The organism is Rhizobium herbae (assembly GCF_019511375.1).
GTDB lineage: Bacteria > Pseudomonadota > Alphaproteobacteria > Rhizobiales > Rhizobiaceae > Pararhizobium > Pararhizobium herbae_A.
Genome location: NZ_JAEUAO010000003.1, coordinates 657,303 through 679,915, shown reverse-complemented (window position 1 = coordinate 679,915; position 22,613 = coordinate 657,303). Strand labels below are relative to the sequence as shown.

Below are 22,613 nucleotides of genomic sequence, written 5' to 3'. Positions count from 1 at the left end.
ACAGGATGAAGACCTCGATCGCGACCGTTTCGCTGAGCGGTGATCTCAAGGACAAGCTGGGCGCCATCGCCAAAGCCGGCTTCGACGGTGTCGAGATCTTCGAGAATGATTTCCTGGTGTTCGATGAAAGCCCCCGGCAGGTGGGCCGGATGGTGCGCGATCATGGGCTGGAGATCACCCTGTTCCAGCCGTTCCGTGATTTCGAGGGCATGCCGGAGCCGCTGCGCGGCCGCACCTTCGATCGCGCCGAGCGCAAGTTCGACCTGATGCAGGAAATGGGCACCGAGCTGGTGCTCGTCTGCTCGAATGTCTCGTCGGCGGCGATCGGTGGGCTCGACCGTGCGGCGGCGGACTTTCATGAGCTTGGCGAACGGGCCGCCCGGCGCGGCCTTAAGGTCGGCTACGAGGCGCTGGCCTGGGGTCGCCACATCAACGACCATCGCGATGCCTGGGAGATTGTCCGCCGCGCCGATCACCCGAACGTCGGCCTGATCCTCGACAGCTTCCACACGCTGTCGCGCAGGATCGACGTCAACTCGATCCGCTCGATCCCAAAGGAAAAGATCTTCATCATCCAGCTCGCCGACGCGCCGCTGATCGACATGGACCTCCTGTACTGGAGCCGGCATTTCCGCAACATGCCGGGCGAAGGCGACCTGCCCGTGCTCGATTTCATGAAGGCGGTGGCCGCCACCGGTTACGACGGCTATTTGTCGCTGGAAATCTTCAACGACCAGTTCCGCGGCGGCAATGCCAACGCCATCGCCGTCGACGGCCGCCGTTCGCTGATCTATCTCGGCGACCAGGTGCGAAGGGCTGAACCGGACAGCGCCCTCGCCGTACCGGCAATGCCGGCGCGAGTTGCCGTCGAGAGCGTGGCCTTCGTTGAATTCGCGATCGACGAGGCCGAAGCGCCCCAGCTTGAAGCGCTGATCTCGACACTCGGATTCCACAAGGCGGCGAAGCACAAGACCAAGAGCGTCACGGTCTTCCGTCAGGGCGGCATCAATCTTGTCGTCAACACGGAAAGCCGCGGCTTTGCCGCCTCCTCCTACCTCGTGCATGGGACATCCGCCTATGCCATGGGTCTGCTCGTCGGGGACGCGCAAGCGGCGCGCAGTCGCGCGGTGGCGCTTGGCGCCGAACCGTTCGACCAGCCGCTGGACCCCGGCGAAATCGAAATGCCGGCGGTACGGGGCGTCGGCGGCGGCATCGTCTACTTCCTCGACCGCAACAGTGCGCTTGCCCGCATATGGGATGTCGAGTTCGAGCCTATTGCCGATACATCAATGACCCCACCCGCCGGCCTGGAAGCAATCGACCACGTCGCCCAGACCATGCAATATGACGAACTGCTGACATGGCTGCTCTTCTACACGTCCTTGCTGGAGGCACACAAGACGCCGGTTGTCGACATCGTAGACCCCTCCGGTATCGTGCGCAGTCAGGTTGTGGAAAACGCCGCAGGAACGCTGCGCATCACCATGAATGGCGCCGAGAACCGCAACACGCTCGCCGGCCGCTTCATCGCCGAGACCTTCGGCTCCGGAATCCAGCATCTGGCTTTCAGGACGAACGATATCTTCGCAACGGCCGCGGCGCTTTCGGCAAACGGTTTTGTCTCGTTGGCAATCTCGCCGAACTACTACGACGATCTTGAAGCACGCTTCGGGCTTGAAGCGCAGATGAGCGAGCGGCTGCGGTCACACAACATTCTCTACGACCGTGACGAGCACGGCGAGTATTTCCAGCTCTACAGCCCGACCTTCGCGGAAGGCTTCTTTTTCGAGATTGTCGAGCGCAGGGGGTATCGCGGTTACGGCGCGGCAAACGCGATTTTCCGCATCGCGGCGCTGCGCAAACATCTGCGGCCCGCGGGAATGCCACGCGCATAGAGCTCCGTCGAAGGCAACACGTCAGACGCCGCGCTTGTTGCCCCATAGCAGCACGTGCAGTTGCGGCAGAACGCGCGCCTCGAACCAGCGATCTGCGGTCACCTTGTCGACCAGCCAGAGCATCCGGTCCATGATGCCGTCGACATCGACCTTTGCATCGTCGTCATCGGGCGGCGGCGGCGTGTGGTTGCCGGGCTGAAGGTAGACGGGGAGATCGGGATGGCGCGCGGCGGCCGCGCGGGCGTAGAGGTAGTCTCGATCGTCGAAGACGACGACTTTTAGTGCAACCTGCGGCTTTTCCGCAGCCATTCGCAAACAGGCGTCGAAAGCGTCCCAATCCGTTTCCATGCCGCTTGAGGGCGGTTTCGGGCTCAGCACCAGAACGTCGAGATCGGCGAACCAATCCTTGGCAACGCTGCCCTGCGTCTCCAGCGCGAAACGGTAACCCTCGCGGTGCCCGCGCTCGATGAGTGGGCCGAGCGGTTGGATCGCCGGGTTACCGCCTGACAGCGATACCGTCAGCGGCCTGTTGCCGGCAAGCCGGGTCACCTCCTGCCAAATCTCGTCTGTCGACATCAGGCGCCATTGATCGCGATAGTCACTGTCGACCGCATGCAGCGTGTCGCACCACGAACAGCGGTAATCGCAGCCACCGGTCCGGACAAAGACGGTCGGCAGGCCGATCAGGATGCCCTCCCCCTGGATCGTCGGCCCGAAGATTTCGCTGACGCGGATGTGCCTCTCGCGGGCGGCGGTCATGGCCGGTATTCCGCCCAGGTCTTCGGCGTTTCGCTGACGCGAACGGCCGAGGTTTCCGGCAGGCGTTGCTTGCACCAGTCAAAGAAATGTTTCGCCAGCCATTCCGACGTCACCCGGTCGTGGCCGAGAACGTCGTTCAGATGCCGATGGTCGAAACGCTCATCAATATAGCGCTTTAGCGGCGCGAGTTCGTGATAGTCCCTGACGAAACCGTTTTCATCGAGTTCATCAGCCGAAAGCTCCACCTCGACGATATAGTTGTGTCCATGCAGCCGGGCGCATTGGTGATCGGCCGGCAGGTGGGTCAGCTGATGCGAGGCCGAGAAGTGAAATTCCTTGGTGATGCGGAACATCATTTCACCTCTTCGGCACCAAAGCCCGCAGTCGCGGCGAGCCAGAAATCGGGATCCTCGTACTCGGTCGGATCGTCGACCCCGGCGAGATGGAAAGCCTCTCGTCGTTCGACGCAGGTTCCGCAACGGCCGCAATGGCGCGTACCGCCCTTGTAACATGACCAGGTGTCCGCAAACGGCGTGCCGTTCCTTGCACCATCGGTGACTATGTCCGCCTTTGAGATTGTGACGTAGGGCGCATAGAGCGTGACGCTGGCGTAACCGTCGAGCGCTTGGTTCTGCATCGCCTGAAACGCATCGATGAAGCCCGGCCGGCAGTCGGGATAGATGAAATGATCGCCGCCATGCACGGCAACTGCAACGGCATCGGCCTTCTGAGCGGCGGCAAGACCGAAAGCTATGGCGAGCATGATCGCGTTTCGGTTTGGAACGACGGTGGCTTTCATCGTCTCCTCCGCATAATGCCCGTCCGGCACGTCGACATCGTCGGTCAGCGCCGAACCGGTGAGATGGCTGCCGATATTCCGGATGTCGATGATCTGATGCGCGACGCCCAACCGTTTGGCGCAGGTGGCGGCGAAATCCAGTTCCTTGCGATGACGCTGTCCATAATCGAAGGACAGAAGCCCAACGAGCTGATGCTCCGCGGCGACCCTATGGGCAAGCGAAATGGAGTCTAGTCCGCCGGAGCAGATGACGATGGTCTTCATAGTATGGGATCCCTTGTTTTGACCGGGTGGGCTGCGACCGGATTTCGGGCGACTATTAGCGCAAACGCGCCGCGTTGGAAAGGGCGCGCCTGCTGCTACGGGAATCTGCGAGGCTTACAGCTGCAATCCTGAGCGGGATGTCAGCGAAGATCGAAATCGCGGTTCACGCGCCAGCTGGCTCGGGACTTGCAAGATTGACCCTCATTCCACAAAAGCGCCCCATGGGGGAGACAAAAACCGGGCCGAAGCCATTTTCCTGATGGAGTGGCGGCCGAAATGGGGATCCAATGTTCAGTTTCGCCCCATATTTTTCTGGTACGCTTAGAATAAGCGCCCAGGGCAACGCCGTACTTTTAGACGCAAGACCATGCTGGAGACCTCGCCTATGCCAGAGCCAAAAGACGCCAAGATCAATGGAGGGGCAAAAACCACAGACGAGCAGCCGTTTCGCGATCAGTTACGAATGATGCAGCGTGCATTCATTGCCTCTCCCGTGCGCAACGTGATTGCGTGGCTCGCGATCGGTATAGCCGTTCTCATCGTGGCGACCGCATTCGGTCAAATTCTGCTCAACAGGTGGTACAAGCCGTTCTACGACACTCTGGAGCGGCGCGATCTCTCGGCATTCCTGCTGCAACTGATCGTCTTTGCCGAGATCGCCGGTGGGCTCCTGATCCTCAACGTCTTGCAAACCTGGCTGAACCAATGGATCAGGATCAAACTGAGAGAGGGCCTCACGCTTGATCTGATCAACGAGTGGATGAAGCCGGCGCGCGCGTTCCGTCTCGCCAATGCCGGCGCCATCGGCATCAATCCCGACCAGCGGATACACGAGGATGCCCGTCATCTAGCAGACCTGACGGCAGGCCTTTCCATTGGCCTGTTTCAGTCGGGCGTTCTCCTCGCCAGCTTCGTCGGTGTGCTCTGGTCGCTTTCGGCCGGCTTCGTCTTTCATATCGCCGATTACGACATCAATATTCCGGGCTACATGGTGTGGGCTGCCTTTCTCTATGCCGGCACGGCAGCGACTTTGAGCTGGTTCGTCGGACGACCGCTGGTCAGGCTCAATGGCGAGCATTATGCCAGGGAAGCCGTCCTGCGCTTCTCCCTGATGCGCGTCAACGAACATATAGAGGCGGTCTCGCTTTCGGCAGGCGAAGCAAATGAAAAGCGGCGACTCCAGCGCGACCTTTCATCGGTCCTGGAAATCAGCCACAACCTCATGCTTGCGCTGACCCGCCTCACATGGGTTACATCCGGCTATGGCTGGGTTACCGTCATCGCGCCGATCGTCATCGCCGCTCCGGTCTATTTCGCTGGCGATCTCAGCTTCGGTGGCCTGATGATGGCCGTCGGCGCCTTCAACCAGGTGCATGTGTCGCTGCGCTGGTTCGTCGACAATATCGACACCATCGCCGACTGGCGAGCGACCTTGCTTAGGGTCGCCGCTTTCCGTTCCGCGATGGTGATGACCGACGAGCGCCATGAGAGCGACAAACGCATCGAATTTGCCAAAGCAGACAACCGGTTGACAATTGACCACCTCGAGATCGCATTGCCGTCCGGATGCATCAAGCTGAAGGAGCCGCATGTGGAAATCCGTCCGGGCGATCGTGTTCTCGTCACCGGCGCCCCGGATGTGGAAAAGGCCCCGTTTTTCCGTTCCATCGCCGGGTTGTGGCCTTGGGGAGACGGCCGTATCTCGCTTCCGGAAGGAGGTGACATAGCCTTCGTGCCCCGGACGCCCTATTTCCCGCCAGGCACATTGGAGGAGGTTCTCTCCTATCCGAGAAATCCGGGCAGTTTCCCCAAGACGGAGCTGGCGGCGGTTCTCTCCAAGGTTGGTCTCGAAAAGTTGAGCGACCGCCTCGACCAGGATATGCGCACGAAACTGAAACTCAACGAGACGGAACTGCGGCTTCTTGCCGTTGCCCGGCTTGGCCTGCACAAACCGCGCTGGGTCATCATTGACGAGGCGCTCGACACGCTGGGAACCGGTGCATACCAAGCGGTCGTGACCTTCCTGGAACAGCAGCTTGGCGATGCGGCGGTCGTGAATATCGGCAGGACTGAGCCGGGCAATCGCTACTTCACACGCGTGCTGCAGCTCCAAAGCGATCCGGCAGGCCGGTCGCTGCGGCTGCTCCAGCCGAAGAGCTTGCGCGCACATGACCCTCAGATGGGGTGATGGAGCCGGAGGGAAAATCTGACTTAGCCGCGACAGACGCGAATCGGGCGCTTGCGGTGACGCATTGACGAGAGCCGGCGGCGTCACGTCTCACAAGCAGATCGACGTCACCCCTGTCGGGACCCGGATCGCAACTCGACCGTTTCGACGACAGTCCCGAAATCAAAGACCGTTCACGTTGCGATTGTGAATATCAAATTTTCTGATATGAATCATGCATATTTTGCTGATTTAAGGTCGCCATGAGCAGAAACTTCCTCGTCATCGAGCCTGAAGAAGGACTAGCGGTTCTCAAGGGACTCGCCTCGTCCGTCCGCGTCCAGATGCTCAAGCTGCTGCATGAGAAAGGCCCGATGAACGTCAACGACATCGCCAGCATCCTGGCGTTACCGCAATCGACGGTCTCCACCAATGTCCAGGTGCTGGAGGATTGCGGATTGATCCGCACTGAAAACCAGAAGGCCAGGAAGGGCAGCCAGAAGATCTGCCACCCCGCCGCCGAGGAGGTGCTGGTCGTCTTCAAGAGCGAATATCGCGAGACGCGCAGGGACACGATCGAGGTCTCCATGCCAATCGGCCTCTACACGGGTTTCGAGGTCACCGCGCCATGCGGCCTCTGTTCTCCCGAGGGCATTATCGGTCTCCTCGATGTGCCCAACGCCTTTCTAGACCCTGACAGGATGAAGGCCGGTTTGCTGTGGTTCACCCGTGGCTTCGTCGAGTATCAATTTCCCAACAACGCCAAGCTATCCAACCTGGAGATCCATGAAATCGAGGTCGTCATGGAACTGAGTTCGGAGGTGCCGGGCACCAGCGCCGACTGGCCGTCCGACATCACCCTGTCGATCAACGGCAAGGATGTCGGCGTCTGGATGTCACCGGGTGATTTCGGCGACAAGCGCGGCGTCTTTACCCCTGCCTGGTGGAAACTCAAGGGCTCGCAATACGGCAAGCTGAAGAACTGGCGCATTGCCAGGGACGGGACCTATGTCGATGGCGTCAGGATATCCGATGTGACGATCGCAGAACTCGACCTAGCCAACCACCATTCCGTTCGGCTGCGCATCGGCGTCCACGAGAATGCGGCCCATCCTGGCGGCATCAATATTTTCGGCAAGGGTTTTGGCAACTATGATCAGGACATCGTGCTGCGGTTGAAGACAGCCTGAAACCCGACTTTTTGATATTGAAAATAAACCATTAAACACAGCGGCCTAGAAGAACAGCGCAGGCTCCTGAGCCTGATTTATACTACTTTTTCGTCAGGACGGCTTGACCCCGTCGCGATTCCTGCCATTTAATATCAGCCAAGATGATTTAAATCATCAAAGTTGATATGAATGGGAGGTTTATAATGAAGGCTGCCGTGACGGCACATCCGCGCTATATCGTGTCGGAAATCGACCCGCGGCTCTATGGGTCCTTTATCGAGCATCTGGGACGCGCAGTTTACACCGGCATCTACGAGCCCGGTCACCCGACGGCGGACTCCAACGGTATGCGCCAGGACGTCATCGACCTGGTCAAGGAGCTCAATGTACCGATCGTCCGCTATCCCGGCGGCAATTTTGTCTCGGCCTACAACTGGGAAGACGGCGTCGGCCCAAAGGAAGAACGTCCGGTACGCCTCGATCTGGCTTGGCACACTTCGGAAAGCAACGAAGTCGGCCTGCACGAATTTGCCGACTGGTGCGCGTCGGCTAACACCGAGATGATGCTTGCCGTCAATCTCGGCTCGCGCGGTCTCGACGAAGCCCGCAACTTCCTCGAATACACCAACCATCCCGGCGGCAGCGAGTGGAGCGACAAGCGCATCGCCAACGGCCGCAAGGAACCCTACAACGTCAAGCTCTGGTGCCTCGGCAACGAGATGGACGGCCCCTGGCAGATCGGCCATAAAACCGCCGACGAGTATGGCCGCCTCGCCCATGAGACCGCCAAAGCCATGCGCGCCTTCGACAAGTCGCTCGAGCTCGTCGTTTGCGGTTCGTCCAACGCCAAAATGCCGACCTATCCCGAGTGGGAAGCGACCGTTCTCGACCATACCTACAACGAGGTCGATTATATCTCGCTGCACATGTATTTCGACAACGAGTCCAACGACACGCCGAACTATCTCGCCATGAGCGAGAAGCTCGACGCCTATATCGTCTCGGTCGCAGGCGTCATAGACTACATCAAGGCCAAGAAGCGCTCCAACAAGCGTGTCTATATCTCGTTTGACGAATGGAACGTCTGGTACCATTCCAAGGAGCAGGACAAGAAGATACTTGGAGGCAACCACGGCTGGCCCTTCGCCCCGCCGCTGCTTGAAGACATATACAATTTCGAGGACGTGCTGCAGGTGGGCCTGATCCTCAACACTTTCATCCGTCGTGCCGATGTCGTGAAGATCGCCTGCCTCGCGCAGCTGGTCAATGTCATCGCCCCGATAATGACCGTTCCGCACGGCCCAGCATGGCGCCAGACAACCTTCTACCCCTATTTTTATGCCTCGATCTACGGCCGCGGCAACGCGCTGGACCTCAAGATCGAAAGCCCGACCTACACCTCCACCGTTGCCGGCGACGTTGCCTATGTCGACGTCACCGGAGTGCATGACACGCAAACCGGCCACGTGACCTTCTTTGCCATAAGCCGGCATCCGCATGACGCGATTGAAACGGTCATTGACCTGACCGGCTTCGGCGCGGCGGAGATCGTCGACCATCAGGTGATGACGCATGCGGACCTGAAAGCTGTCAATTCGTCCGAAAATCCTTTCAAGGTCGCTCCCAACAAGGGTGCAGGCGCCAAGATGACTGACGGCAAGCTCAGCCTGTCTCTGCCGGCCTATTCCTATCAGATGATCCGCCTGAAGCTTTGATTTCAGGCGAACCATCGAGACGGTGTATGCGCTGAGGAGGAGCGTCGACGTGACCGCAAATATCGAAATCAGGAATGTGAGCAAGCAGTTTGGTGCCATGACGGTGCTCGATGACCTGTCGCTCTCCATCAGGGCGCGCGAATTCATCGTGTTCCTTGGGCCATCGGGTTGTGGGAAATCGACCCTTCTGCGCATGATTGCCGGACTTGAAACCGTGGATGGTGGCGAAATCGCCATCAACGGTGAACGCATCGACCACCTGCCGCCCGGCAAGCGCGGCATCGCGATGGTGTTCCAGTCCTATGCGCTCTACCCGCACATGACGGTGCGCGACAACATGGCCTTTGGCCTGGATAATATCGGCGTCGCGCGCGACGTGATCGATGCGCGCATTGCCGAGGCGGCCCGTATTCTTGAAATGCCGCAACTGCTCGATCGCAAGCCCGGACAGCTCTCCGGCGGCCAGCGCCAACGCGTCGCCATCGGTCGCGCCATCGTCAAGGAGCCGAAGGCCTTTCTGTTCGACGAGCCGCTCTCCAATCTCGATGCTGCACTACGCACGCGCACGCGCATAGAACTCGCTCAGCTTCACCAGCGCCTGCAATCGACGATGATCTTCGTCACCCACGATCAGGTGGAGGCGATGACGCTTGCCGACCGTATCGTCGTCATGAACAATCGCAGGATCGAGCAGATCGGTTCGCCGATGGAAATCTATGAGCGTCCAGCGACCAAGTTCGTTGCGGGGTTCGTCGGCGCGCCAGCGATGAATTTCGTCGATGCGGCGATCGATAGGTCCGGCGACGTAATTACCGTGACGTTTGCCGACAGCACGACCATCGCTACCGATATAGCTTCGAACCAGGTCGTCGACGGCGCACACACATTTGGCGTCCGCGCGGAAGACGTGCGCATCGCGCCAACCGGCCAAGGCAATGTCGACGGCAAGGTCGATGTGCTTGAGCGTCTTGGGGAACGCACACTCGTCTATACGCGCCTCAGCGATGGTCAGATCATCGTCGCCTCTGACGCCGGCAACAGCCGCGTTGCCGTCGGCGACACGGTCGGGCTCGCCTTCGATGGCCGAAAATCGCACCTCTTCGATGAGACCGGGCGCGCCTGGCATGCGCGGAGGGCCTGATATGGCTGACCAGATGACGATCCGAGAAACCGCTGCGCCGGCCGTCGGCGTCAGGGTCCCAAGCGCCAATATCTATGCACCGCAATGGCGAAACTTCGTTTTCGTCGCACCGTTTCTGTTCTTCTTCACGACGCTGCTCATCCTCCCGCTTTTCTGGGGCATGTGGCTGAGTGTCCACAAGGCCGACACATTCTCGACCGGCAGGTTTGTCGGCCTCGACAACTATGTCAGGCTCGTTCATGACAAGGTCTTCCTACAATCGGTGTGGAACACCTTCTACTTCGTGCTGTTGACGGTGCCGGCGCTGGCGCTGATCGGCCTTTTTCTGGCGCTTTGCCTCAACCGCCGCACCCGCACCGCCGCCGTGCTGCGGACCCTGTTTTTCTCCTCCTCGGTATTGTCGGTTACCATCGTCACGCTGATCTGGCGGATCGTCTACATTCCCAATGTCGGCCTGCTGTCGACGATCTACGGATGGTTCGGCGCAACCGCACCGGCGTTCATCTCCGATCCAAGCCTGGCAATGATCGGCATTGCCATCGCCACGATCTGGTGGTGCATCGGTCTGCCGATGATGCTGTTTCTCTCGGCCCTGCAGCAGATCCCGCAGGATATCTACGAGGCTGCGGCGCTCGACAATGCCAACCGCTGGCAAACGCTGCGGTCGATAACCCTGCCTTCGATAAAACGCACCTTCATCCTGGTAATCATCATCCAGATCGTGCTGCAATTCCAACTGTTCGGCCAGGCCTGGCTGATGACGCGCGGTGGCCCGAACAATCTCACCAAGCCGATCGTGCTCTACATCTATGACACCGCGTTCCGCCGCTGGGACCTCGGCATGGGTGCCGCAGCCTCGGAAATGCTCTTCGTCCTCATCCTCATTGCGGCCATGGCCCAATACCTCGTGACTCGCAACAAGGGAGATCAGGCATGAGCGCTCCCTCCAACTCCATCAAGGGACGGGCATTCGGGGACCGGATGCTGCTTGCCCTCGTTATCCTGCTGTCGATCATCATGATCGCGCCAGTGCTTTGGGTGATCGGCCTGTCGCTCAAGGAAAACGCCGAGCTGATGGCCAATCCGAATTCGGTGTTCCATGCGCCGTATACGTTGAAGAACTACATCAATACCATCGGCACATCGTCTGTTTTCCGCTGGGTGCTCAACAGCATCATCGTTTCGGGCGGCCTGACGCTCGGAACGTTGATTCTGTCTTCGCTCGCCGGCTACGGTTTTGCGCGGCTGAACTTCCCTGGTCGCAACATCCTTTTCGTCATCGTTCTCTTCGGACTGGCGGTTCCGGAGCAGGCCGTGCTGGTCGCCCGCCATCAGATCTTCAGCATGCTGAAGTTCCACAACACCTATCACGGCCTAATTCTCCCCGGCCTGTCGGCTTCGTTCGGCGTCTTCCTGATGACCCAGTATTTCAGGGCCATCCCGAAGGAGCTGGATGAAGCCGCCATGCTGGACAATGCCAGCCGCTTCAAGATTTTCTGGAAGGTGCTTCTGCCGCTCACCGTACCGGCCCAGGCAACCCTTGGCATCTTCACCTTCCTCGGCGCATGGAACGATTACTTCTGGCCGCTGATCTCGGCAACCAAGAAGGACATGTTCACGCTGACGGTCGGCATGGCTTCGACACAGACAAATTTCGCCCAGTCGGAGGGCATCGGCTTCTTGATGGCGCAGGCCGTGTTCGCCGGCGCGCCGATCCTGATCATCTACCTCTTTTTCCAGAAATACATCGTCACAGCGGTTTCTGGTGCCGCGGTACGATAGCGAAAGGTGCCTGTCGGCCGAGAGGAGTGGCCGCAGCAGCGAATGAAGCCAATCCGGGGTGGAGTGGCGGAAACTCAGTAGGAGGAACTGATATGAAAATGAACGCAATACTGCTTGCCGCGGTCTCCGCGGGTGCAATGATGCTCGCCAATCCGAGCTTTGCGGCAACGGAACTGACCGTTCAGCGCTTTTTCGGTGCCTGCGACGCCGATTTCGGCACCAATACGGATGTCTCCAAGGCCGTTGGAGAATGCGGAATCATCACGTCGTTGATCAACAAGTTCAATGCCGACAATCCGGATGTGCATGTGACGGTCACCACGGTGGAGTGGCCTGGCTATGATCAGTTGACCGCCCAGTTCGCGTCGGGCGACGCGCCTGATATCGTCACCATCCATGAATCGGTGCTGTCGGACTATCAGTCCAAGGGACTGCTCCTGCCGCTCGACGACGTGCTGAAGTCGGTCGGCGTGACCCCGGATGCATTTACGGATGCCGCCCGCAACGGCGCTACCAAGGACGGCAAGATCTATGGCCTGCCGATCGACAGCTGGACCATGCTTTACCACATAAACATGGACCTGTTCAAACAGGCCGAACTCGTGAATGCCGACGGCACGCCGATCCTGCCCAAATCTGTCGATGAACTCCTGGCCCAAGCCGAACAGTTCAAGCAAAAAACCGGCAAGCCTTATTTCGTCCAGAACCTTGCCAACGAGACCGCGCTCTTTACGCGCAACCTCTATACCTATCTTTTCCAGCAGGATTCGGACTTCTTCGCCGATCCGAAGCACGTGGAGCTTAATACGCCGGAAGCCAAGAAGGTCGTCGAGATGTACAAGACGATCTTCGCCAAGGATTACACCACCAAGGGTCTCGATTACGGGGGCGCGATCAATGCCTTCCTCGCGGGTGAGGGTGGTGTGCAGCTGAACGGCACCTGGGTCGTCGGTGATTACAACGCACAGTCCGAAACCAATGGCACCGCGCTGAACAAGGGCGGCTATGCCGTCTACCCCTATCCGCAACTTTTCGATGGCGCGCACGCGCAATATGCCGACGGCCACACCTGGGCGGTTTCGGCCAAGGAAGATCGTACGGCTGAGCAGACCGCTGCGATCGGCAAGTTTCTGAAGTTCTTCACTGACAACAACTTCGACTGGTCGCGCACCGGCCACCTGCCTGCGGTCAAGTCGATAATTGCCTCCGACCAGTTCAAGGCGCTGCCGCACCGCGACACGATTTCTGCCGTCGCAGAACTTGGTCGATCGCTCCCGCCAGAAGTGGAGCGTCAGTTCGCCATCCAGGAGATTATCGGCGAGGAAATGGCTGCTGCAACCTCCGGTCAAAAGGAGACCGACGCAGCCCTTGCCGATGCCGAAACCCGTATCAACGAGTTGCTTGCCAATCTCTAAGCTCCCTGGCGCGGTGGCTTCTGGGCCGCCGCGCATTCGAGCGCCTGTGCCTGTTTGCACGGGCGCTCTCCCTCCCAGGAGTTTTCAATAAGCAGATAAAGATCGGAGCAGAGCGTCGTCGCCGCTCAGGCGGGAGACCGGCGTCGACCCCCGGAACAACTGGCCGCATGGCATCATTTAAAGTCGAAAGACGACAGCAATGCATTGGCGGGCTAACGCCCCTCCCCTCTGCTGACGGGACCCGTCGACTCGCGAAGGATCAATTCAACCGGCCAGAGTTCTTGGATCTCCGTCGGCGGCTTCCCTGAAAGCAGTTGCAGGACCATTTCCGCAGACCGCTTGCCGGCGGCGCGCATGGATGACCGCGTCGTGGACAGCGACGGAGCCATGTTGTCGGCGTTGAGGTAGGGGAAGACGTCGTCATGGGCGATGACCGAGATATCCTTGCCGACGACGAGGCCAAGTGATCGGGCAGCGCTATAGACGCCAAGCGCCGTCATCATCGAACCTGCGACGAGGGCTGTTGGACGCGGCGATTGTTCAAGGAAGGACCGCGCGAAACGAAAGCCAACTTCGTCGGTGAAACTCCCATGGGCGACCAGACGCGGGTCGAACTGCAGGCCTCGCTCGACAAGAGCGTCACGATAGCCCTTGTCGCGATGCAGGGAAAACGTGACACCCGGGCGGCCATTGATCATGGCGATCCGCGTGTGTCCAAGATCGAGCAGATGTGCGGTGGCGCGCTTGATTGCGCCTTCGTTGTCGATGTCAAGCCAAGCATAGGGGACATCGGTCTCCGACCGGCCGTGAACCAGAAATGGCATTCCGAGTTTGTGAAGCAGTGCGATGCGCTCGTCATTGGGTCTCGGCGCATTGACGATAAAGGCGTCGACGCGCCTACTTTCGACCAGCCGGCTAAAGAGTTGCATCTCCTCCTTGGCGTCATGTTCGGCTATCGGGCTGACGAGAATGTCGATATCCTCTCCGTCCAGGCGCTCGCCCATTCCGCTCAAAAATTCCGCGAAATTCACTTCGCGACCCCTCTCCATCAGTATGCCGATGGCACCCACTCGTCCTGTTACGAGGCGCACCGCGTTGATGTTCGGCCGGTAGCCCAGGCGTAACGCCGCGTCGGCAACACGCTTGCGGGTACTTTCACGAACTTCCGGATATCCGCTCAGGGCTCGGCTTACCGTGGTCGGCGAAAGGTCGAGATGCTTGGCAAATTCTTTGAGTTTCATAGGGTCCGACGCTGTCTTGCATTCTGCCTATTAGCTATAGCTCCACAACCGTACTGCCAGCAATCCACATCGCAGGGAAGATCGCGCATCCGACCCGGTTTAAATTAAATCGTTTTCAAAAATGCATCTCAAAGCAAGCCTTCACGTCGCGCCCGAAACAAACATGGGGCGCATACATGTCGATGTTAACAAATTGATTAGAAATAGTTTTGTCTACGGACACACCAGCTTCTAGCGCAGTCATATGTTGTGGTCTTGACTCGATTTCTCGTTTCTGACAGTTTTTCTTCAACCAAAGCGCTTTCGATTTTGCTGATCCGGTTTCAGCGCGCTTTTGGAGGCCTGGGAGGAGCCGACCATGAAACTTTTTGCGACAGCCGTAGTTCTGGGCACGATCACAAGCGGCAGTGCTTTTGCCGCCGAACTCTCGATGGCGGCAAACGTGACCGGCAAGGCTGCCGAGTTCCTCCGCGCGCGCCTTGCCGAGTTCGAAGCGAAAACGGGCAACAAGGTCAATCTCGTGACGATGCCCGCATCGAGCAGCGAACAGTTTGGCCAGTACCGCCTCTGGCTGGCGGCCGGAAATACGGATGTCGATGTCTACCAGACAGATGTCATCTGGGCGCCCCAGCTTGCCGATCAGTTCGTCGACCTGACGGAAGCCACAAAGGATGTAATTGGCGAGTTTTTCCCGTCGGTCGTCCAGTCGCAGACGGTCAACGGAAAGCTTGTCGCCTTGCCGATGTTCACCGACGCCCCCGCCATGTACTATCGGAGCGATCTTCTCGAAAAATACGGCAAGCAGCCCCCCAAGACCTGGGGCGAGCTGGAGGCTACGGCAAAGGAAATCCAGGAAAAGGAACGCGCCGCCGGGCAGGCGGATTTCTGGGGCTTCGTATTCCAGGCCAATGCCTATGAAGGCCTGACCTGCAATGCGCTCGAATGGATCAAATCCTCGGGCGGCGGGCAGATCGTCGAGCCGGACGGAACCATTTCCGTCAACAACGAAAAGGCTGCCGCTGCGATCGACCGTGCAAGGGGCTGGATCGGCACCATCGCGCCGGAAGGCGTGCTCTCCTACCAGGAGGAAGAGACGCGCGGCGTGTGGCAGACCGGCAAGGCGGCCTTCATGCGCAATTGGCCCTATGCCTATGCACTCGGCAACGGCGACGACAGCGCGATCAAGGGCAAGTTCGACGTCATGCCGCTTCCCGTGGCCGCCGCGGGCGACCAGCCGGCGTCCTCTCTCGGCGGTTGGAACGGGGCCGTCTCTAAATATTCGGACGAGCAGGAGGCCTCGATCGAGCTCGTGAAGTTTCTGGCCTCAAGCGACGTACAGAAAAAGCGCGCGGTCGAGCTTGCCAACCTGCCGACCCTATCGGCTCTCTATGACGATGCGGATATCGCCGCCAGCCAGCCTTTCATGCCGAGCTGGAAACCGATCTTCCAGAATGCCGTGCCGCGCCCGTCGGCCGTGACGAAGGTCAAATACAACGAAGTCTCGGCCGATTTCTGGGGGGCGGTGCACAACACGCTTTCCGGAAACGGTTCGGCTGCAGAGAACCTTGAACTGCTCGAAGCCGAGCTGACGGAGCTCAAGGGCGACGCCTGGTAATCGCATTCAGCCGCGGACGGCAGCCGTATGTTGCCATCCGCATGTTCGATGCTTCCGGCCCCCGCCGGATGACAACCAGTGGGCAACCGTCATGACCGAGCTTTCTCTAGAATCCGCTGCGACCGTTCCATTGGACGGCAGCGTGATCAGGTCTGATCTGCGCGCGCAGCGCGTCCGTTCAGCCTGGATATTCCTGGCCCCCACCCTTTTCGTGCTCGCTATCGTCGCGGGCTGGCCACTGATCAGGACCATCTATTTCAGCTTGACCGATGCGTCGCTGACCAACTTGTCGGGGGCCGAGTTTGTCGGTCTCAAAAACTATCTCTCCTGGGTCACACTGAAGAGCGGCCGGGTCGTCTATAGCGGCCTGCTTGCCGACCCGGCCTGGTGGGGCGCCGTGTGGAACACGCTGAAGTTCACATTGATCTCCGTAAGCATCGAAACCGCGCTCGGGCTGATCGTGGCGCTCGTCTTGAATGCCGAATTTCCCGGGCGCGGCCTTGTGCGCGCTGCGATCCTCATCCCCTGGGCGATCCCGACGATCGTTTCCGCCAAGATGTGGGCTTGGATGCTGAACGATCAATTCGGTATTTTGAACGATATTCTGCTCGGCCTTGGTCTGATCAGCCAGAAGATCGCGTGGACGGCCAGTCCGGATACGGCGATGATCGCCGTGCTGGTGGTCGACGTGTGGAAGACCATTCCTTTCATGGCGCTGCTGATCCTCGCGGGACTGCAGATGGTTCCCGGCGATATCTATGAGGCCGCACGCATCGACGGCGTTCACCCGGTGCGCGTGTTCTGGCGGCTGACGCTGCCGCTCATCCGTCCGGCGCTGATGGTTGCCGTCATCTTCCGCATGCTGGACTCGCTTCGCATCTTCGATCTTGTCTACGTGCTGACGCCGAACAATGCACAGACGCGCACCATGTCGGTGCTCGCTCGCGAGAACCTCTTCGAGTTCGACAAATTCGCCTACGGAGCGGCGGCTTCGACCATGCTTTTCCTGATTCTCGCGACGATCACGACCCTTTACATGTGGTTGGGCCGGGTCAATCTGGAAGGAGAGCGCTGATGATTGCCACACTTGCCAAACGCTCAGCGTTCTATGCGCTCGTCGCCGCCATCATCGTCATCTCGGTGTTTCCTTTCTACTATGCGATCCTGACCAGCTTCAAATCCGGTACGGCGTTGTTCCGGGTGGATTACTGGCCAACAGCCCTTTCGCTCGCAAACTATGCCGGAGTTCTCTCCGGTGGCAGCTTTCTTCGAAATCTCGGCAATTCGCTGCTGGTCGCGGGACTGGTGGTCGCCATTTCGCTGCTCCTTGCAGTTACGGCATCCTATGCGCTTGCGCGCGTGTCCTTTCGAGGTCGAGGCTTGCTGCTGCTGACCATTCTGGCGGTTTCGATGTTTCCGCATATTGCCGTTCTCGCCGGGCTGTTCGAGCTCATCCGCTGGATCGGCATCTTCAACACGCCGTTTGCGCTCATCTTTTCCTATATGATCTTCACCTTGCCGTTCACGGTCTGGGTCCTGACCACCTTCATGCGGGACCTGCCGATCGAAATCGAGGAAGCGGCCATTGTCGACGGTGCAAGCCCCTGGGTGATCATCACGCGGGTCTTCATGCCGCTGATGTGGCCAGCGCTCGTTACCACCGGATTGCTCGCCTTCATCGCCGCCTGGAACGAGTTCCTGTTCGCCCTGACATTCACGTCATCGGACATCCAGCGCACGGTCCCCGTGGCCATCGCCATGCTTTCCGGAGGCAGTCAGTTTGAGATCCCCTGGGGCAGCATCATGGCCGCTTCCGTGATCGTCACCGTCCCACTTGTGATCCTCGTGCTGATCTTTCAGCGGCGGATCGTATCCGGCCTTACCGCCGGCGGCGTCAAAGGATAGGAGAATAAAATGGCAGAGATTCAACTGCGGGATATCCGCAAGTCCTTCGGCGCCTACGAGGTCATCAAGGGTGTCAGCATGGACATCCGGGCGGGGGAATTCATGGTGTTCGTTGGGCCCTCCGGCTGCGGCAAGTCCACCCTGCTTCGGCTCATCGCAGGGCTGGAGGAAATCACCTCGGGCACACTTTCATTCGATGGGCGGGTCGTTAACCAGCTTACACCTCCCAAGCGCGGCATTGCCATGGTGTTCCAGTCCTATGCGCTGTATCCGCACATGACGGTCTTCGAGAACATGTCCTTTGGCATGCAACTGGCCGGGCGGGACAAGGCACAATGCAAGCAGCGGGTGGAGGCGGCAGCCGCAATGCTGCAGCTCACGCCCTATCTGCAGCGCCTGCCGCGCCAGCTTTCGGGCGGGCAGCGCCAGCGCGTGGCGATCGGCCGGGCGATCGTGCGCGATCCGAAGGTGTTCCTGTTCGATGAGCCTCTGTCGAATCTCGATGCAGCACTGCGCGTCGCGACGCGCCTGGAGATCGCCAAGCTTCACCGCAGCATGCACAAGACGACGATGATCTACGTTACCCATGATCAGGTGGAGGCCATGACGCTTGCGGATCGCATCTGCGTGCTGCGGGACGGCTTGGTCGAGCAGATCGGCACGCCCTTGGAACTCTACGAGAACCCGAATTCGCTTTTCGTCGCCGGCTTCATCGGCTCGCCGAAAATGAACTTTCTCTCGGGTGATTTCTCGCGACCCTATGGCGCCCACACGATCGGCATCCGCGCCGAGCATATCGCGATCACTGAGCATGAGGGGCACTGGGCCGGCACGGTCGTCCATTCCGAAATTCTCGGCTCCGACAGCTATGTCTATCTTGATGTCGGATCGGCGGAACCGCTGATCGTTCGGGAAACCGGCGTCTCGGGACATCAACCCGGCCAAAGACTGCAGATCACACCGATGGAAGGCCGCGTGCATCGTTTCGACATTGCGGGCCAGGCAATCGCCTCGGCAAAAATACGTGGTGCAGCTTAGTGAGTTAACGAGCCCTCATTCCCGCAAGCCATGCCCCATGGGATGTTGCGAGTTCCGAGGCCTGATTGCCCGCCATGGCGGGATCGGAGGCCTCTGCAAGCCCGAGCAGGGACCGTCAGGAAGAGGAGGTCACTCGACGATCGTTCGTTGTGCCTCGATACGTGACGTTCGCCAGGAGGACCAGACGAAGGCGACGACGAACATCGCGGTCATCAACAACACGATGGTCGGCGCCGGCGCGCTGTCGATGAAGAATGAGAGGTAAACGCCAAGGAAGGACGCCGCGATCGCGACCAGGACGGCGACGATGAGCATGGCACCCATCGTGCGGGTGACCAGGAAGGCGATGGCGCCCGGCGCGATCAGCATGGCGATGGCGAGGATCAGGCCGACGGCCTTCAGGGCTCCGACGATCGTGAGCGACAGCAGGGCAAGCAGCCCGTAGTGCAGCCAGTTGACAGGCAGGCCGACGGCCTTAGCCTGCGCGGGATCGAAGGCATGCAGCAGGAAGTCACGCCACTTAACGCCCAGGATGCCAGCGGCCAAGAGCGCAATCATGCCGGTCTCGATGACATCGGGCCAACCGATACCGAGCATGTCGCCGAAAAGGATGTGGTCGAGGTGCACGTCGCTCTGGATCCTGGTGTAGAGCACCAGTCCAAAGCCGAACATGCCGGAGAAGACCACGCCCATCACCGTATCCTGCTTGATACGGCTGTTTTCCTTGAGGTAGCCGGTCAGGAGCGCGCAGGACATGCCAGCGGCAAACGCTCCCGCCGCGAGCGGCAGTCCGACGATGTAGGAGATGACGATACCGGGAAAGACGGCGTGCGAGATCGCGTCACCCATCAACGACCAGCCCTTCAGGACGAGGAAGCATGAGAGCATCGCCGTCGGGATCGCCACGAGCACGGAAATCAGAAGCGCGTTGCGCATGAACTCGAATTCGAAGACGGCAAAAAGCGTGTCGAGCGAGGTCATCGAGCGACCTCCAGCGCTTCGGCACTACGCCTGCGAGCGGCAAGCAGGCCATGCTTCGGGGCAAAGAGGAAGGCTAGAAGGAAGATCAGCGTTTGCAGCACGATAATGATTCCGCCGGTGGCGCCGTCGAGGAAATAACTGAAATACGCGCCGAAGAAGCTTGTCAGCGCGCCGATCGCCACACTGATCACGATCAGCTTGGGAAAGCGGTCGGTGAGCAGATAGGCGGTTGCACCGGGGGTTACCACCATGGCGATGACGAGGAACGCGCCGACGGTCTGGAGCGCCGCGACAGTGCAGGCCGAAAGCAGGGTGAAGAACAGCAACTTCAGAAAGGACGTCGGGATTCCGATCGAGCGGGCGTGGCTCTCGTCGAAGAAGGTGACCATCAGGTCCTTCCATTTGGCGGTGAGGATAACAAGCGAGACGATGCCGATGAGCGCAAGCTGCAGCGTATCGGCAGGCGTAATGGCGAGAATATTGCCAAGCACGATCGTCTGGATATTTACCGAGGTCGGCGACAGCGACACCATAAACAGCCCGAGACCAAAGAAGGAGGTGAAAATCAGCCCGATGATGGTGTCTTCCTTCAGCCGGGTACGCTGGTTAAGAAAGAGCATTGCGCCCGCTGCGAGTCCGCCGGAGAAGAAGGCGCCGAGCGAAAAGGGCAGACCCAGCATGTAAGCGCCGGCAACGCCGGGAACGATGGCGTGCGAGAGCGCATCGCCGATCAGTGACCAGCCCTTCAACATTAGATAGGACGAGAGAAAGGCGCAGACCGCGCCAACCAGTGCGCTCACCCACATGGCATTGACCATATAGTCGTAGGTGAAGGGTTCCCAAAGCGAAGCCATCATTTGCCGTCGGCCTCCGGGTCACTCTCGGGCTTCGCCGGTTGCGATACCATTTGATCCTTTGCTCCGTACATGACCAGCGGCCTTTCGTCATCGGTGATGACGGAAAGCTGGCGCGGATCGGCGTCGTCGTGCAGGTTTTCGCCACCCAAGACGAAATGACGAAGGACGCCACCGAAGGCGAGCTCGAGGTTCTCACGCGTGAAGGTGGTGTCGGTGGGGCCGTAAGCAAGCACAGTATTCTTCAGAAGCACTGTGCGGTCACAGAATTCCGGCACGCTGCCGAGGTTGTGAGTGGAGACCAGCATGACCCTGCCTTCGTCGCGCAAACCGATCAAAAGGCGAATAATCGCGTCCTCGGTCTTCACATCGACACCGGTGAAGGGCTCATCAAGCAGGATGACGCGACCATCCTGCGCCAGAGCACGGGCGAGGAAGACGCGTTTCTTCTGGCCCCCGGAAAGCTCGCCGATCTGGCGCTTGCGAAAGTCGCTCATGCCCACGCGGGCAAGCGCGGCTTCGACGGCGTCATGATCGGCCCTCTTCGGGATCCGGAGAATGTTCATGTGGCCGTAGCGGCCCATCATCACCACGTCCTCGACAAGGACCGGGAAGTTCCAGTCGACTTCTTCGGCCTGGGGTACATAGGCGACGAGGTTTTTCTTCAGTGCTTCCGGCACCGAAAGGCCGAGAACGGAGATCTCTCCAAGCGCCAGCCGGGCAAACCCCATGATCGCCTTGAAAAGGGTCGATTTACCGCTGCCATTGACGCCAACCAGTGCCGTGATGGTTCCGGTCGGGATTTCGAACGAGGCATCGCGCAATGCGCGATGGCCGTTGCGATAGGTGACAGTGACACCTGAGGCACGGATGCCGCTACCCGCCTCACCCGACGCCGGCGTTTCGCTCCATCGGGTTTTCACCTGAAAGTTCATTGCGAAAGGCCTTTCGCGATGGTTTCGGACGTCACCCGCAGCAGGTCGACATAGGTCGGAACCGGACCATCCGCTTCGCTCAGCGAATCAACATACAACACGCCACCATATTTTGCCCCCGTCTCGCGCGCGACCTGCTGGGCAGGGTCCGGGGAAATCGTGCTTTCAGAAAAGACGACGGGGATGTTGTTGGCGCGAACCGCATCAATCACCTTGCGGACCTGTTGCGGCGTGCCTTGCTGATCGGCGTTGATCGGCCAGAGATAAAGTTCCTTCAGGCCGAAGTCCCTCGTCAGGTAGCTGAAGGCCCCTTCGCTCGAGACAAGCCAGCGCTTTGCCTCGGGTATCTTGCCAATCTCGGCCCGGATGGGCTCGATCGTGGCTTGGATCTTCTTCTTGTAGGCTTCGGCGTTGGCCTTGTAGGTCTCTGCATTGGCCGGGTCGTATTTCACAAGGGCGTCCCGAATATTGTCGACATAGATCAGCGCTGCCGAAGGCGACATCCAGGCGTGCGGGTTTGGCTTACCGCTATAGGGTCCTTCGGCGATCCCCATCGGCTCGACGCCCTCGGACACGACGACGCCAGGGATATCGTCAAAGTTCTGGAAGAACTTCTCGAACCAGAGTTCCAGGTTGAGGCCGTTCCAGAAGATCAGCTTGGCATCATGCGCTTTCAGGATATCGCGCGGCGTCGGCTGGTAATTGTGGATTTCCGCACCGGGCTTGGTGATCGACTCGACGATTGCAGCGTCACCCGCAACGTTCTTTGCCATGTCTGCAATCACCGTGAAGGTGGTGACGGCCTTGAATTTCTCCTGCGCCCAGACAGCGCCGGGAGCGAGCGCGAAAGCTGCCAGTGCTGTTGCCGCTGCCAGGATCGCGCGTCTCGTCGGATCGATCATTCCATACTCCCTGATGTTGTCTGTGACAGCACT

General features: G+C 59.5%; 20 protein-coding genes. 12 read left to right on the top strand and 8 right to left on the bottom strand.

The annotated features are described in order from the left end of the window. Positions 1–5 precede the first annotated feature (5 nt). Positions 6–1,895 (top strand): bifunctional sugar phosphate isomerase/epimerase/4-hydroxyphenylpyruvate dioxygenase family protein, encoded by a 1,890-nt coding sequence (locus JNB71_RS16280; protein ID WP_220372813.1) that lies wholly within the window; start codon positions 6–8, stop codon positions 1,893–1,895. 21 nt (positions 1,896–1,916) lie between these two features. Here JNB71_RS16280 and queE read toward each other — a convergent pair whose 3' ends face one another. From queE to queC, 3 genes are read right to left on the bottom strand one after another with little or no spacing between them, the layout of a single operon-like run. Then, the gene (queE, locus tag JNB71_RS16275; protein WP_220372812.1) at positions 1,917–2,654 is read right to left on the bottom strand and encodes a 7-carboxy-7-deazaguanine synthase QueE; all 738 of its coding nucleotides are present in this window, start codon (positions 2,652–2,654) and stop codon (positions 1,917–1,919) included. Then, on the bottom strand, positions 2,651–3,007 hold the full coding sequence (queD, locus tag JNB71_RS16270) for a 6-carboxytetrahydropterin synthase QueD (RefSeq protein ID WP_220372959.1): 357 nt from the start codon (positions 3,005–3,007) through the stop codon (positions 2,651–2,653). The genes queE and queD overlap by 4 nt, the downstream gene beginning before the upstream one ends. Beyond that, positions 3,007–3,717, bottom strand: coding sequence for a 7-cyano-7-deazaguanine synthase QueC (gene queC / locus JNB71_RS16265; protein WP_220372811.1), 711 nt, complete (start codon positions 3,715–3,717; stop codon positions 3,007–3,009). Before queC ends, queD begins: the two co-directional genes overlap by 1 nt. Positions 3,718–4,102: 385 nt before the next feature. Between queC and JNB71_RS16260 the strand changes: the two genes are divergently transcribed. The 7 genes from JNB71_RS16260 (at position 4,103) to JNB71_RS16230 (ending at position 13,109) form a co-directional block, all read left to right on the top strand. Next, positions 4,103–5,905: an ABC transporter ATP-binding protein/permease gene (locus JNB71_RS16260; RefSeq protein ID WP_223215875.1), complete on the top strand. Its 1,803-nt coding sequence runs from the start codon at positions 4,103–4,105 to the stop codon at positions 5,903–5,905. A 242-nt stretch (positions 5,906–6,147) separates the two neighbouring features. Continuing rightward, complete coding sequence (locus tag JNB71_RS16255; protein WP_220372809.1) at positions 6,148–7,074, top strand: ArsR/SmtB family transcription factor; 927 nt, start codon at positions 6,148–6,150, stop codon at positions 7,072–7,074. A gap of 185 nt (positions 7,075–7,259) precedes the next feature. Beyond that, complete coding sequence (locus JNB71_RS16250) at positions 7,260–8,771, top strand: alpha-N-arabinofuranosidase (RefSeq protein ID WP_220372808.1); 1,512 nt, start codon at positions 7,260–7,262, stop codon at positions 8,769–8,771. 49 nt (positions 8,772–8,820) lie between these two features. Then, positions 8,821–9,912, top strand: coding sequence for an ABC transporter ATP-binding protein (locus tag JNB71_RS16245; RefSeq protein ID WP_220372807.1), 1,092 nt, complete (start codon positions 8,821–8,823; stop codon positions 9,910–9,912). Positions 9,913–9,925: 13 nt separating this feature from the next. Beyond that, complete coding sequence (locus JNB71_RS16240) at positions 9,926–10,849, top strand: carbohydrate ABC transporter permease (RefSeq protein ID WP_223215892.1); 924 nt, start codon at positions 9,926–9,928, stop codon at positions 10,847–10,849. Beyond that, complete coding sequence (locus tag JNB71_RS16235; RefSeq protein ID WP_220372805.1) at positions 10,846–11,694, top strand: carbohydrate ABC transporter permease; 849 nt, start codon at positions 10,846–10,848, stop codon at positions 11,692–11,694. Before JNB71_RS16240 ends, JNB71_RS16235 begins: the two co-directional genes overlap by 4 nt. Positions 11,695–11,792: 98 nt before the next feature. After that, positions 11,793–13,109: an extracellular solute-binding protein gene (locus JNB71_RS16230; protein WP_220372958.1), complete on the top strand. Its 1,317-nt coding sequence runs from the start codon at positions 11,793–11,795 to the stop codon at positions 13,107–13,109. A 212-nt stretch (positions 13,110–13,321) separates the two neighbouring features. Here the strand turns inward: JNB71_RS16230 and JNB71_RS16225 are convergent, their stop codons facing one another. Next, complete coding sequence (locus tag JNB71_RS16225; RefSeq protein WP_220372804.1) at positions 13,322–14,350, bottom strand: LacI family DNA-binding transcriptional regulator; 1,029 nt, start codon at positions 14,348–14,350, stop codon at positions 13,322–13,324. Between the two features lie 358 nt (positions 14,351–14,708). Between JNB71_RS16225 and JNB71_RS16220 the strand changes: the two genes are divergently transcribed. The 4 genes from JNB71_RS16220 (at position 14,709) to JNB71_RS16205 (ending at position 18,908) form a co-directional block, all read left to right on the top strand. Beyond that, a complete protein-coding gene (locus JNB71_RS16220) occupies positions 14,709–15,965 on the top strand; it encodes an ABC transporter substrate-binding protein (RefSeq protein ID WP_220372803.1) in 1,257 nt (418 codons plus the stop codon). Positions 15,966–16,056: 91 nt separating this feature from the next. Further along, complete coding sequence (locus tag JNB71_RS16215) at positions 16,057–17,040, top strand: carbohydrate ABC transporter permease (RefSeq protein WP_220372802.1); 984 nt, start codon at positions 16,057–16,059, stop codon at positions 17,038–17,040. Further along, complete coding sequence (locus tag JNB71_RS16210; RefSeq protein ID WP_220372801.1) at positions 17,040–17,870, top strand: carbohydrate ABC transporter permease; 831 nt, start codon at positions 17,040–17,042, stop codon at positions 17,868–17,870. Before JNB71_RS16215 ends, JNB71_RS16210 begins: the two co-directional genes overlap by 1 nt. 9 nt (positions 17,871–17,879) lie before the next feature. Beyond that, complete coding sequence (locus JNB71_RS16205; protein WP_220372800.1) at positions 17,880–18,908, top strand: ABC transporter ATP-binding protein; 1,029 nt, start codon at positions 17,880–17,882, stop codon at positions 18,906–18,908. Between the two features lie 129 nt (positions 18,909–19,037). On the opposite strand, the gene JNB71_RS16200 is transcribed toward JNB71_RS16205, so the two are convergent. From JNB71_RS16200 to JNB71_RS16185, 4 genes are read right to left on the bottom strand one after another with little or no spacing between them, the layout of a single operon-like run. Then, positions 19,038–19,889 carry a metal ABC transporter permease gene (locus JNB71_RS16200; protein ID WP_220372799.1) on the bottom strand — a complete coding sequence of 284 codons (852 nt, stop codon included), beginning with the start codon at positions 19,887–19,889 and terminating at the stop codon, positions 19,038–19,040. Further along, positions 19,886–20,746: a metal ABC transporter permease gene (locus JNB71_RS16195; RefSeq protein WP_276572476.1), complete on the bottom strand. Its 861-nt coding sequence runs from the start codon at positions 20,744–20,746 to the stop codon at positions 19,886–19,888. Before JNB71_RS16195 ends, JNB71_RS16200 begins: the two co-directional genes overlap by 4 nt. Beyond that, a complete protein-coding gene (locus JNB71_RS16190) occupies positions 20,743–21,678 on the bottom strand; it encodes a manganese/iron ABC transporter ATP-binding protein (RefSeq protein WP_220372798.1) in 936 nt (311 codons plus the stop codon). Before JNB71_RS16190 ends, JNB71_RS16195 begins: the two co-directional genes overlap by 4 nt. Further along, positions 21,675–22,580 carry a metal ABC transporter substrate-binding protein gene (locus tag JNB71_RS16185; protein ID WP_220372797.1) on the bottom strand — a complete coding sequence of 302 codons (906 nt, stop codon included), beginning with the start codon at positions 22,578–22,580 and terminating at the stop codon, positions 21,675–21,677. Before JNB71_RS16185 ends, JNB71_RS16190 begins: the two co-directional genes overlap by 4 nt. Between the last annotated feature and the right edge of the window lie 33 nt (positions 22,581–22,613).